The sequence below is a fragment of the Bacillus sp. FSL K6-3176 genome (assembly GCF_038003325.1).
GTDB lineage: Bacteria > Bacillota > Bacilli > Bacillales > Bacillaceae > Bacillus > Bacillus altitudinis.
Map to the genome: position 1 here is coordinate 2481069 of NZ_JBBOOX010000001.1, position 13157 is coordinate 2494225.

Sequence of the window (13157 nt, forward strand, 5' to 3'; positions counted from 1 at the left end):
CAAAACAGGCTCTGTATTAGCATGTACAGTTGAGGACAAAAACAAGCTGTCAGTTATAAACAAAAAAAGGAACGATTGAGATCGTCCCTTGTGTCATTAATCTTCTTCGTCTTCTTCTGGTCTTGCAAAGACAGATGGGTTTTGATAAGGCTGCTGCATATAAGGCTGAGCTGGATAAGCACCCATTTGACCATATGGAACAGGGTTTGGATAATGTCCAGGCCATGGTTGATGATGCTTCATACCATCATCGCATCCGCAGTCTTCCTTGCCATATGCTTCATTTGGAGCGTTTGGATAAAAGCCTTGATTGGCATTCGCATTCGCTCCTGCATTTGGATGCATATGGTGGTGCCAGTGATGCCCGTCGTTTGCATGATGCTCGTGATTTTCACCGTAATAAGCTGGTGCTTGATACGCAGGGTAATACGGCTGAGCCGCCGGATAAGGGTACGGCATCATGTGATGGTGATAATACGGCTGTACCGGATAACAAAGTCCTGATCCCGGCAAAATAGGAGAAGCGGGTACCATTTGCTGCGGATATGGATACATTGCTGGCATGTAATGACCATAACCATAATAAGGATCATATGATTCTTGATGATGGTGGTGATGCTCTTTATTTTCAGCCATGCCCCCTACTGCTGCCCCTCCAACATTCGGCATTTGCGGGAAATTAGGAAGGTTTGGGTAATTACTATGTTCCATATCTTTTCCCTCCTCTTTTTGATGTGGGATATGAATGAATGGATCATATCCCTTTGCCACTTCATCTTTGAAATGATCCTTATTTTCATGATGAAAATGGTCCTTGTGATCTTTATGATCCTTTTTCTCATGAACATGATCTTTCTTTTCATGAACGTGATCTTTTTTCTCATGATGTTCTTTTTTGGGAGGAGGCGTGAATGGCTGGTAGAGATTCGTCTGATAATAGTTTACATCAACTTGTGGAAAAACTGGCTGTTCAATCTTTGGTACTGGTGGCACATAAGGTACCGGTTCATTCGGCTTTTCCTTCGGCTTCGTATCTTGAACTTGCACGACATCCTTTGGCTTTTCTTTTACATACGGGTGTTCTTTTGCTTTTGGCATTTCTTTTGCTTTGTGATGATCGGTTTTTACAGGAACACCACTAGATGGAATTTTGATTTTCATTCCTGGCATAATCAAATCTGGATTACTGAGCTGCGAATTTAATTTTTTCAATTCTTGAAAGTCGACTCCGTACTTCTTTGAAATTTTCCAAAGGGAGTCTCCTTTTTGCACAATATGAATTTTCAACGTTTTCCCCTCCTATGCAAAACGTGAACGTAGCGGTTATGTCAGAAGTACAATATGTTTCAACATAAATTTATGCCTATTTACAAGCCAATATGATAAAAACTTGTTTTCTGATAGGAGGGGACACTTCATTATTTAATGGTGAGCATCTTATTTAAAGCGAGCAATGCCTCTTTTGTCGTCTCTTCATTCACTTGAATCAAACCGACCGGCTCCCCTTTTTCAATGCTTTCAAGTGACCATAGTAGATGAGGCAGATCAATACGGTTCATTGTCAAACATGGACACATATCTGGATTGAGGGATTCGATTTGTTTGTCAGGGTGCTGGTCAATGATGCGTTTCACTAAATTCATTTCTGTTCCAATGGCCCACTTACTTCCTGCTGGTGCCTGCTTGATCGTATCAATAATAAATTTCGTTGAACCAGCTAGATCAGAAGCCTTTACGACTTCATGCGTACACTCTGGATGAACAAGAATCTGTATGTCACGGTCACGTTTTCTCGTTTGTTCAATATTCTCAATGGTAAATTTCTCATGAACAGAGCAATGACCTTTCCATAAAATCATTTTGATTCGATGAAGCGGTTGGTCGGTGATGAGCTTTTCTTCTATTTGATCCCAGACAGCCATTTCCTCTAGCGGAATCCCTAAATCATAGGCCGTGTTACGCCCTAAATGCTGATCAGGTAGAAAAAGAATCCGCTCTTTTTGGGTCAGCGCCCACTCCAATACTTTTTTAGCGTTTGAAGATGTGACAGTCGATCCGCCATGCTTGCCGACAAATGCTTTAATATCAGCCGTTGAGTTTACATAAGTCAGCGGAAGGATCGTATCTCCAAACAGCTCAGTGAGCTGATCCCACGCCCTGTCTGTTTGTTTCATATTCGCCATATCTGCCATTGAACAACCTGCTCTCATATCTGGCAAAAAGACGTGCTGATTCTTTTTTGATAGCATATCGGCCGTTTCTGCCATAAAATGAACCCCGCAAAATACAATGTATTCTGCTTCGTGATTGTCAGCAGCAATTTGTGCAAGCTGCAATGAATCACCTGTCACATCAGCAAATTGGATGACTTCATCTTTTTGATAATGATGACCCGGTATAAAAAGCTTTGATCCAAAGGCGCGTTTAATCTCTAATACTTTCTCTTTCATTTCATCATAAGTGCGCTGTTTATATTCATCTGGCATCATGGCTGTATGCTGTGCTGCTAACACATCAAGCATGGACATGAGTCGTTCCCCCTTTATGGCTGAATTCCATATTCATACTAAAATCGAATGATGGAGCAGAATGTGTGAGGAATCCAAGTGAAATAAGGTCTACACCTGTCCCCCGGTAGTTAGCCACATTCTCTAACGTGATGCCGCCTGATGCCTCTGTCAATATGGTTTCAGGGGTCATTTGTTTAAAGCGCTTCACTTCGTCTGGAGAGCAGTTGTCAAACATGATGACATCTGCTTTGGCTTCAATGGCTTCCATCAGCTGTGCTTCTGATTCAATTTCCACTTCAATTTTCACCATATGACCGGCGTATGCTCTTGCTTTCTCCACAGCTTCCCTGATAGAACCACAAGCCGCAATATGATTATCTTTAATCATCACCCCATCGGATAAGCCGAAACGATGATTCTTTCCGCCTCCGACTTTTACTGCGTACTTCTCCAGCATGCGCAATCCGGGTGTCGTCTTTCTCGTATCACATATCGTAATAGATGGATCAGCTAATCGCTCTACTGCTTCATGCGTTAGTGTAGCAATCCCTGTCATTCTTTGCAGGATATTCAACACCACCCGCTCCCCTTTCAGCAAGTCGTTGACGGGGCCAGTTATTTGTGCCAGTACAGCCCCTTCATGAATCCAATCACCTTCCTGGAAAAACAGCTCAGTTTGAACTTGTTCATTCAGCAGTTTGTATCCCATATCAATGACTTGTGTCCCGGCCAATACGCCTGATTGTTTCGCCATGATGTAAGCTGTTCCTTTCTTGTCTCCAAAGATGGCATCAGCGGATACATCTCCAAACCCAATATCTTCTTTTAAAAAATGAGTGAGCATTTGCTTTAACTGTAAACGTTCCATTTGGCACCAATCCTTTCATTTTTTACGGTATAAATATGGCCCTGTTCATGTACAATCTGTTTTGCTCGCCACGAAGCATCGTGCCGATTTGGATAATCGACGCGATAATGACCGCCCCTGCTTTCTGTTCGGAGTAATGCGGATTTGACAAGGCATATGGCTAAAGCCCATTGATTCGTTATTTCGATCTGTTCATTTGTGATATTCTTCACATTGATTTGCTGAAAAGAGACTTGTTCTAAATGATCGAGCAAAGTCTGTAAGCCTTTCTCATCTCTCACAATTGCGGCATATGCTGTCATCCATTTTCTGAGCTGAGCCAGTGACACCGTTGGGACAGACCATACTTCTTGAATGGAAGGAGCAAGGTTTTTATCTTGCCGGGCTTGCAACCGCTCAATATACCGTGCTGCGTTGTTTCCTAAAACGAGACCTTCTAAGAGCGAATTACTTGCCAGTCGATTGGCGCCGTGTAAACCTGTACAAGCTGCTTCACCAATGGCAAAAAGTGATGGAACTGTTGTTTCTCCATGTTCATTCACCTTAATTCCACCCATTAAAAAGTGCATACCGGGTGAAACTGGCAGCCTTCCGCTTGCCATATCAACTCCCGCACGCTGACACATCGAAGCAATCGCAGGAAAACGTGCAGAAAAATGCGGAATGTCACGGATGTTCAGATAAATGGAATGACCGAGTTGCTGCTCATGGAAAATAGTCCTTGCCACCACATCTCTAGGCGCTAAATCGCTCTGCGGGTGGATTCCTTTCATGATCCGTCTGCCTGATTCATCTTCTAAATAGGCGCCCTCTCCCCTGACTGCCTCTGATACGAGACCGATCGCTTTACCTGAAGTGGTCAAAAGGGTCGGATGGAATTGCACAAATTCGAGATCTACTAGCTGTGCCCCTGCGCGATAGGCCATCATCAGACCATCTCCTGTCACAGACGGATCATTTGTGTTTGTTTCATATAAGGATCCACAGCCGCCAGTGGATAATACAACTGCATCCGCGGTCATTGTATGTACATGACCTTTCTCGTCTTTCCACACAACACCGGTACATATCCCTTCATGAACTAATAGATCCATGACATGATGGTTTTCGTATACATGAATGTGTGAGCCGAGCTTCCCTTTCAAAAACTGCACGAGGGTTTTTCCCGTTTGATCTCCTCCTGCATGCAGAATACGATGGGTCGTATGGGCTCCCTCTTTACCTAACTGCGGGATTCCCGTTTCATCTCGATCAAATGGGCAGCCCTCTTCTACGAGCTTCTTTACAAGATCTTTTCCATGACGGACGATCTCCTGTACAGTTTTGTCATCATTGTGACCACACCCCGCAGCTAAAGTGTCTTGCACATGCTGATCGACAGAATCATGTACGGAAAAGGCTGCAGCGATTCCCCCTTGTGCAAGCATGGAATTACTAGAGGAAAATTGTTTTTTTGTCATCATGATGACTTGGCAGTTCTCTGAGATCGTATTCACAAATGAAAGAGCCGCAATGCCCGACCCCACCACAATGACTTTTTTGATAGATGACACAATCGCCCCTCCTGTCATTTACACCTGTCTTGACACATATCATTACATAACACTACAATAAATACAAGAAAAAATTTTCACACAGGAGATGGATGGATTTGATTTATTTAGATTATGCAGCTTCTACACCTGTTTCTGAGGAATCACTGCATGTATTTCAGCAGTTGAGCAAAGAATGTTACGGAAATGCGAGCAGCCTGCATGATGCAGGAGGAAGAGCAAATGAAATCTTGGCTTACAGCAGACAATCACTTGCAGCGATTCTTGGAGGCGAACCTGATGGTATTTACTTTACAAGTGGCGGAACTGAATCCAATATCCTTGCGATTCAATCGATCATAAATGGGCTACCTCCACATAAACAGCATGTCATTACCACAACAGTAGAGCACCCTTCCGTTCATCATGCGGTCAATGCCTTGCAGCGTCTCGGTGTGAAGGTGACGTTCATAGAACCGAATCAAGAAGGAATCATCACAAAGGAGATTCTCAAACAGGCTCTATTGCCTGAAACCGGACTAGTATCCATCCAGCATGCCAACTCAGAAACTGGGATTATTCAGCCATTAGCTGAATTAGCAACGCTCTTAAAAGAAAGAGATATTCTTTTTCATACAGATGCAGTGCAGACATTCGGAAAAATGCATGTGTCGATTAAAGAACTTGGGGTTGATGCCCTCTCCATTTCGAGTCATAAAGTGTATGCACCTAAGGGCGCCGGTGCTGTCTATATGGGGGCACATGTCCCTTGGAAGCCTATATATCAAGATACTGTACAGGAAAATGGTCTACGCCCAGGGACAGTGAACGTTCCATGCATCGGTGCTTTTGTTGCCGCGAGCGAGCAAATCATGTTGAAAATAGATCAACAGCAGCAGCTGGATATTCAGCTTCGTGATTATTTTCTTCAGCAGCTAAAAAAACGGAAGCTGCCTGTCCGCATGCTGCAAGAAAGTGACCAGCGCCGCATGCTGTCTCATATTATTGGTTGTTTTTTTGAAGAGTTTGAAGGACAATATGTAATGTTAGCTTGTAACCGGCATGGGATTTGTATATCCACAGGAAGTGCGTGCGCTTCTGGTTATCACCACCCTTCCCCTGCTGTGAAGGCATTACATGTATCAGATCGTGATGCCCTTCAATTCATTCGACTATCATTTGGACGAGGATCATCAAAGGATGACATCGATCAGCTTTTGCATACATTTGAAAGCTTGCAAAAGGAGAAGAAAGGAGCATAAAACGTGGAACAAGAGAGAAAACTCATTGGCGAAGAAAGAAGAAACGCCATTTTAAAGTGGCTACAAGAGACTGATACACCACTCACCGGAAGTTTTTTAGCTAAAAAAGCCGCTGTCTCACGACAAGTCATTGTACAAGATATTTCATTACTAAAAGCAAAAAACGAACCCATTATTGCTACAAGCCAAGGCTATGTGTATATGGCACAGCATACACCGGAAACTGAAATTGAACAGATTATCGCTTGCAAGCACGATCCTCATCGTACAGAAGAGGAGCTGACACTGATTGTAGACTACGGTGTAACGGTGAAAGACGTGATCATTGAGCACCCTGTCTACGGGGAGCTGACGGCCTCTATTCGAGTGAGTACGCGCAAACAAGTGGCTGACTTCGTTCATCATATTTCTAATACGGGCGCCTCCTACTTATCAGAGCTGACAGACGGCGTACACTTACATACCCTTACTTCATACAGCCAAAAGCAGCTTGACCAAGCCATTCAAGCGCTTGATGACGCTGGATTTCTCATTAAAGACTAAAAAAATAGTGTCCCCAAGAGGACACTATTTTTCATTCGTTAATTCATATGTTTGATAGCTGCCGAGTAATTTCACTTCACAGCCAATCGCTTCTAATTCTTGAATGGCGCCAGGGACAAGTACATCATCCATCTCTTTTTCGATATCAATGATAAATAAATAGTGTCCAAGGCCTGTTTTTGTCGGACGCGATTCAATTTTGGACAAATTGAGATTCCGCCATGAAAAAGCTGATAACACGCGGTGCAATGCACCTGACTGATCATCCTTTGGCAGGCTGACAACAATGGTCGTTTTTGGCTTTGAAGAAAAACCTGAATTCATTGGGAACGATGCCTTCGCCTCTTTATGTAAAATGACAAAACGTGTATGATTGTGCGGATAATCATGAATGTCTTTTTTCGCAATCGTCAATCCGTACGTTTTTGCGGCGATTTCATTCGCAATCGCACCAACAGCTTCATCTGGATGCTCACTGATGTATTTCGCTGCATAGCCTGTTGATTCCACTGGCCGATGGAGGATATTAGGAAACTGTCTCTTCAAAAATTGATGACACTGCGCAATGGCGTGCGGATGTGACTGAATCACATCTAATGTCTCCCAGCTCTCCGCTCTCGATGGATGGACAAGCAGGTGCTGGCGAATTGGTGCTGTCATTTCGCCCACAATGGACAAAGCGTCCTCATGAATTAAATAATCAATCGTTAAGTTCACAGATCCTTCGAGTGCATTTTCAAGTGGAACGACCGCCAAATCTACTTCTCCCTTTGACACGGCATCCATACATTGCGGAATGGTTGCATAAGCCCGCTGCTCTGCATCTTTTGGAAAACAAGAACAGACAGCCAAATGAGTAAATGTGGCCTCTGGTCCAAAGTAACCTACCGTTAATTGCTTCATCTGCTATGATCTCTCCTTTTACGCCCCAGAACCTAGAATTTCAACTTTTTCGACAAATTCAAGTTTTCTTAATTGATTCATGACTGTATTAATATCATCTGCCATGCCGGCCGTACTGATCGACAGGGTAACATTCGCTCTTCCTTGCAGCGGAATCGTTTGGTGAATGGATAACACATTACAACCAGAGTCAGCCACAATTTGCAGTAGCCTAGACAGAGCCCCAGACCGATCCTCCAGGTGGAAAAACAATGTGATGATCTGCTCTTTGACCATCGTATAAAATGGAAAAACAGCATCTCGATATTTATAAAAAGCACTGCGGCTTAAATCCGCTTTTTGAACAGCATCGGCAACTGAATCCGCTTTTTTGCGATCGAGAAGCTTTTTGACTTCAAGCGTTTTTCGCATCGCATCCGGAAGTACATCCTCTCTTACTAAATAGAACGTTTCTTCTTTCACCTGTTTTCTCCCCTTTTAAAAACGGGAGAGCCCATGAACTGGACCCTCCTTTTGATCAATCGATAAATTCAAATTCAAATTCAAGCAGACGAATGATGTCTCCATCTTTTGCACCACGTTCACGCAGGGCATCATCAACGCCCATTCCGCGCAGCTGTCTAGAGAATCGTTTCACTGACTCGTCTCTTGAGAAATCTGTCATTTTAAACAGTCGCTCAAGTGCTTTACCAGTTAAGACAAACGTACCATCAGGATCTCTTGAGATCTCAAATGCTGCTTCTCCTTCATCAAACTTGTACATCACACGGTTATCAGAGAGCTCTTCTTCATTGTAGAGCGGGAATTCCGGTGTTGTTTCAAGCTGATTGGCGATTTCAAATAAGAGCTCACGAAGCCCTTCTCTTGTGATCGCACTAATTGGGAACACTTTATAGTCATCTGTTAATTTTTCTTTAAATGCCGCTAGATTGTCAGCTGCATCCGGCATGTCCATTTTGTTCGCTACAATGATTTGCGGACGCTCTGTCAATCTCATATTGTATTGCTCAAGCTCTTCGTTAATCGTCACGTAATCTTCGTATGGGTCACGTCCTTCAAGTCCAGACATATCAATGACATGGACAATGACACGTGTACGTTCAATGTGGCGTAAAAATTGATGACCTAAGCCAACACCTTCGTGCGCTCCTTCGATCAGTCCTGGCAGATCCGCCATGACAAAGCTTCGGTTATCGTCTGTTTCAACAACTCCGAGGTTTGGCACAAGCGTTGTAAAATGATAATCCGCAATTTTTGGTTTCGCAGAAGAGACAATCGAAAGCAGTGTTGACTTCCCGACACTTGGGAAACCAACAAGTCCAACATCTGCAAGTACTTTTAATTCTAAGATGACGTCACGTTCTTTACCTGGCTCACCGTTTTCAGACAGCTGTGGTGCAGGGTTTGCTGGTGTTGCGAAGCGTGAATTTCCACGTCCGCCACGTCCACCTTTGGCAATCACAGCCCGCTGTCCATGCTCTGTCAAGTCAGCTAGTACTTGTTCCGTCTCAGCATCTGTCACAACTGTACCCGGCGGAACTTTAACAATCATTTCTTCCGCATTTCGGCCATGCTGGTTTTTACTCATTCCATGCTCACCGCGGTCCGCCTTGAAATGACGCTTATAACGAAAGTCCATTAACGTTCTGAGTCCTTCGTCTACTTCAAATACTACATCTGCACCATTTCCGCCGTCGCCGCCTGCTGGCCCGCCTTTTGGCACATATTTTTCACGACGGAACGCCACCATACCGTTTCCGCCGTCACCGCCTTTAACATACACTTTAACCTGATCTACAAACATAACTTCCTCCGTTTCTCTGCATCACATATCTCGTTCTTGCCTCAAACAAAGCTCAATCATGGACTCATGATTCGTCACATGAAATTGCGTTATACTCATACATGGATAGTTTGCGTCATGAAACGCATTTAACGCATCCAAACTTGTTAATTTTCCTTTGAAATCAAAATATAAGATCACATCATTCTCTTCATGATCCGTTTGGAAAGTGACCGTTAAATGATTTTCAGTTTTTTGGCAAACTGATTGATCGAATATCGAAAACAACTCCCGTGATACCGTTAGCAGCTGCGATTCATATGCTGATAAGTCTCGGGTTTCACCAAGCACTTCATATTCTAGGGTGATAAAATGCGACTCCCAATTAAAGGTTAGAAAGTAATAGGCCAATTGGGGAATTTTTAAATTTGAGAGTTTGGATTCATGCTGTGCTTCAATGACCATTTCTTCTATTATTTCGAACACTCGGTCATATTTTTCTAATGTCAAGTTGCCTTTGATTAACTGCAATTTATTCATCCAGTCGTGTCTTGAACGACTAAGCAGATAGATCAATTCATTTGTTAATGCAACGTGAGTTAATTTTTCATTTTCTTTACTTGGTATCTCTTCCATTATCGCACTCCCAATCGTTTGGTCTCTCTTTTAGGAGTCTTATCATCAATATGTCTCCCTGAATTATAACAGAGAAGACAGCATAGAAAAACACTAGTTATGTGAGGAAAGGTTGTTTTTTCTGATCGTATAGGAGAAAATGAGGCAAAGTCAGCAAACGTTCTTTGATATTTATGGAGTGCATCTTCTTTTATCATCTTCGGTACTGCTTGTAAAAGTGAAAAAAACTCCAGTCAATGACCGGAGTTTTTAGCAATTATTGTGCCGCAGGATATACGCTCACTTTTTTACGGTCACGACCGAAACGTTCGAATTTAACTGTTCCGTCGATTTTAGCGAAAAGAGTGTCGTCGCCTCCGCGTCCAACGTTTTCACCTGGATAGATTTTCGTTCCACGTTGACGATAAAGGATAGAACCACCAGTTACGAATTGACCATCAGCACGTTTAGCGCCTAAACGTTTAGACTCAGAGTCACGTCCGTTCTTTGTAGAACCTACCCCTTTTTTAGATGCGAAAAATTGAAGATCTAATCTAAGCATGAAGTTCACCTCCTATTTTTTTGTAGATATTCTCACATAATCGTGATAATCTCGTTCAATTGTTTCTAAGGAAACGACCATGCCTTCTAAAAGCAACTGGGCTTTTTCAAAGGTGACTGGATCTGTATCAGCTGGCAGTTCAAAAGAGAAATACCCGCCTTCATCTCCAATATCAAGCAGTGGATCCATTCCTGTCAGTGCAATAATTGAATTGACTGACCCGAAAACAACAGCAGATACACCTGCACAAACGAGATCCTGACCTTTTTCAGCAAACTCGGCATGTCCAGTCATCTGAAAAGACGTAATGCTTTCATCTGCTGGCGACCGAGTAATGGTTGCTTTGATCATATCACTCACACGCCTTAAGCGTTGATTTTTTCGATAACAACTTTAGTGTAAGGTTGACGATGACCTTGTTTCTTGTGGTTGTTTTTCTTCGGTTTGTACTTGAACACAGTAATTTTCTTACCGCGACCTTGTTTTTCAACTTTAGCCGTTACTGTTGCTCCAGCAACTGAAGGGTTACCCACTTTGACAGTGTCTCCGCCGACAAACAATACGTTTTCGAAAGTAACTGTTTCACCTGCTTCAGCAGCTAGTTTTTCAACATAAACAGTTTGACCTTCTTCAACTTTTACTTGTTTACCACCAGTTTCGATAATTGCGTACATCTCTGCACCTCCTAATAAACTCAGACTCGCCGAATACAGGGGGCCAATAGGCACTTTACACCTGCTCCGCGCGGTTGTAGCACGGGTGCTACATATCCATAACATTAAAAAATATATCAAATTAGACGCTGAATGTCAATGTATTTTCACCATTAGTACGGCAAAAGAAGATCTTCCATGGAAGAGGTGGTTCTTCGATCTGAAAAATAAGCATGGAGCAATTCATTTTCATCGAGCTGGCTCATTTTCACACCATTCCGTTCGATAATAATGGGATGCTTACAGCCCCTTTGGAATCGCGCCATCACTTCATATATTTTCTCCTCAGCACTGGCTCTCAGCGGAATGAGTTTCTCTACCTTTTGCTCTTTTTTACCGTAATAACGTTCTAGTAAAAAACGTACCCTAATATAATGCCGCTGCCGGTGCTCCATCACAAGCGAGTAGGCTAAAAAAGTGAGCAGGATCCAGCCGTTGAATTGCAGCGGAGCAAAACAGAGTAACCCTGCTGTCAAAAGACCGAAAAAAATGAGAGATCCTTTTATTGCAAGGGCATGTGCCTGTTGGAAAGGGTAAAAAACAGATAAGAGCAAAAAGAATAATTTCCCGCCATCAAGCGGCCAAATGGGCAAAAGGTTCACTAGAAAAATTGCTACATTATAAAAAGTAAACATCGTAAAGACGTCATATGAGATAAGTGAGGCTTCCATGAGAAGCCAGGCGACGAGCTGGAGCGGGACATGCTGAAGCGGTCCGCATAAAATGACCGCCAGCTCTTCTTTTAGCGGACGGTTCCCGTGCTCTTCTACTTCTACCGCCCCGCCAAATGGCAGTAAAAAAATCCGCCGAATCCGCCAGTGATAATAACAAGCAGCCGCTGCATGTCCAAGCTCATGGACACAGACGATGATGAGCAGACAAAGCAGCGGCTTAATTTGACCTGATAGCAAGGCAAATGCCATGACTATCCAAAGGAGCGGGTGAACATGGACCTTTGTCAGCATGAGCAGCCATCTATTCAAAGGTCATCACCTGAATGGGATCAATAAACTGTTCATTTTGCTTAATGGCAAAGTAATATGTCCCCTTGCCTTGTTCATCAAGCGCAATTTGACCAATTTTTTCCCCTTTATCGACAAAATCGTATAAAGCCACATCAGCTTCTTTTAGTTGGCCGTACCAGCTGTAGCTGTTATCTGCATGCTGCACCACGACTGTGAGCCCCGTATCACTTTTCTTTTTCACTTCTACGACATAGCCTTCTTTCATACTATCAATGGCTTCAGCAGATGTTTCAACTTTCACTCCGGCACCATTTTGCGTAAAGGATTCCTGCACTTTTCCAGAGGCAGGGACAGCCAGCTCTTGATTGGCTTGTACGTCCTTTTGTCCTTCTTTTTTATCGGTTAAAAAGGCAAGTGGGTTTCCGACAGTTTTCTCAAACCACCGGTTGGCGGCAGCAAATTGAAAATCTTGTTCAAAGGTTTGACTGATCATCGGCTTCAGCTGCTGAAAAGGCCCCGCCTGCCCTTTAAATGAAATAGCGGCAATCAGTACAAGAGAGGCAGAAAGTAAACATTTAAGCACAAATGTATTTGAATGAAATAACGGATGGCGAAATTTTTTCGTTTGGTGAGACGTTGACTCGTAGGAAGCCGAGCCAGAATGCTTTTCTTCTTCTGTTAACATGACCCATGGCGGAATATCATCTTTCTTCTTGAAAGCTGCCTTCTTAGGGGCAGCAGCTGGCTGCTTCATTTTGCGGCGCTGCGCTATTTTCTTTCGATACTCGTCCACTCTTTTCATAAGATCACCCTTTACATACAAACAGTTTGTACATTTTATGTGGCGACCTCATATGATATGCAACAAAAAGACCGATTCTCATCGAATCGGTCTCATCTC

The 13157-nt window shown here is 43.2% G+C and carries 15 protein-coding genes and 1 other annotated feature; of the genes, 2 read left to right on the forward strand and 13 right to left on the reverse strand.

Annotation, left to right across the window (positions count from 1 at the left end):
- Positions 1–96: 96 nt before the first annotated feature.
- The 4 genes from safA to nadB form a co-directional block, all read right to left on the reverse strand.
- On the reverse strand, positions 97–1287 hold the full coding sequence (gene safA / locus MHB38_RS12955) for a SafA/ExsA family spore coat assembly protein (protein WP_025207715.1): 1191 nt from the start codon (positions 1285–1287) through the stop codon (positions 97–99).
- A 131-nt stretch (positions 1288–1418) separates the two neighbouring features.
- Positions 1419–2528: a quinolinate synthase NadA gene (gene nadA / locus MHB38_RS12960; protein ID WP_046527122.1), complete on the reverse strand. Its 1110-nt coding sequence runs from the start codon at positions 2526–2528 to the stop codon at positions 1419–1421.
- Entirely contained in the window at positions 2515–3378 is an 864-nt protein-coding gene (gene nadC / locus MHB38_RS12965) for a carboxylating nicotinate-nucleotide diphosphorylase (RefSeq protein WP_017358129.1), read from the reverse strand. The genes nadA and nadC overlap by 14 nt, the downstream gene beginning before the upstream one ends.
- On the reverse strand, positions 3360–4931 hold the full coding sequence (gene nadB, locus MHB38_RS12970) for an L-aspartate oxidase (RefSeq protein ID WP_202734311.1): 1572 nt from the start codon (positions 4929–4931) through the stop codon (positions 3360–3362). Before nadB ends, nadC begins: the two co-directional genes overlap by 19 nt.
- Positions 4932–5023: 92 nt before the next feature.
- Here nadB and MHB38_RS12975 point away from each other — a divergent pair, with 92 nt between their 5' ends.
- Complete coding sequence (locus MHB38_RS12975) at positions 5024–6172, forward strand: IscS subfamily cysteine desulfurase (protein WP_273542934.1); 1149 nt, start codon at positions 5024–5026, stop codon at positions 6170–6172.
- A gap of 3 nt (positions 6173–6175) precedes the next feature.
- Positions 6176–6715, forward strand: a complete 540-nt coding sequence (locus tag MHB38_RS12980) for a transcription repressor NadR (protein WP_017358132.1) — start codon at positions 6176–6178, stop codon at positions 6713–6715.
- Between the two features lie 24 nt (positions 6716–6739).
- On the opposite strand, the gene pheA is transcribed toward MHB38_RS12980, so the two are convergent.
- The 9 genes from pheA to MHB38_RS13025 all read right to left on the reverse strand — a co-directional run bounded on the left by pheA (position 6740) and on the right by MHB38_RS13025 (position 13058).
- A complete protein-coding gene (pheA, locus tag MHB38_RS12985) occupies positions 6740–7618 on the reverse strand; it encodes a prephenate dehydratase (RefSeq protein WP_081114275.1) in 879 nt (292 codons plus the stop codon).
- An 18-nt stretch (positions 7619–7636) separates the two neighbouring features.
- Complete coding sequence (locus MHB38_RS12990) at positions 7637–8080, reverse strand: ACT domain-containing protein (RefSeq protein ID WP_008342790.1); 444 nt, start codon at positions 8078–8080, stop codon at positions 7637–7639.
- A gap of 55 nt (positions 8081–8135) precedes the next feature.
- Positions 8136–9422 carry a GTPase ObgE gene (gene obgE / locus MHB38_RS12995; protein WP_007501521.1) on the reverse strand — a complete coding sequence of 429 codons (1287 nt, stop codon included), beginning with the start codon at positions 9420–9422 and terminating at the stop codon, positions 8136–8138.
- Positions 9423–9443: 21 nt separating this feature from the next.
- Positions 9444–10037, reverse strand: coding sequence for a sporulation initiation phosphotransferase B (locus MHB38_RS13000; RefSeq protein ID WP_008342792.1), 594 nt, complete (start codon positions 10035–10037; stop codon positions 9444–9446).
- Between the two features lie 256 nt (positions 10038–10293).
- Positions 10294–10578, reverse strand: a complete 285-nt coding sequence (gene rpmA, locus MHB38_RS13005) for a 50S ribosomal protein L27 (RefSeq protein WP_003216586.1) — start codon at positions 10576–10578, stop codon at positions 10294–10296.
- A gap of 12 nt (positions 10579–10590) precedes the next feature.
- The gene (locus MHB38_RS13010) at positions 10591–10929 is read right to left on the reverse strand and encodes a ribosomal-processing cysteine protease Prp (RefSeq protein ID WP_007501524.1); all 339 of its coding nucleotides are present in this window, start codon (positions 10927–10929) and stop codon (positions 10591–10593) included.
- 14 nt (positions 10930–10943) lie between these two features.
- Positions 10944–11252: a 50S ribosomal protein L21 gene (rplU, locus tag MHB38_RS13015; protein WP_003216781.1), complete on the reverse strand. Its 309-nt coding sequence runs from the start codon at positions 11250–11252 to the stop codon at positions 10944–10946.
- 12 nt (positions 11253–11264) lie between these two features.
- Positions 11265–11338, reverse strand: a sequence feature (ribosomal protein L21 leader region).
- Positions 11339–11404: 66 nt separating this feature from the next.
- Entirely contained in the window at positions 11405–12274 is an 870-nt protein-coding gene (locus MHB38_RS13020; RefSeq protein WP_048001817.1) for a M50 family metallopeptidase, read from the reverse strand.
- Positions 12267–13058 (reverse strand): M23 family metallopeptidase, encoded by a 792-nt coding sequence (locus MHB38_RS13025; RefSeq protein WP_008342800.1) that lies wholly within the window; start codon positions 13056–13058, stop codon positions 12267–12269. Before MHB38_RS13025 ends, MHB38_RS13020 begins: the two co-directional genes overlap by 8 nt.
- Positions 13059–13157: the final 99 nt, after the last annotated feature.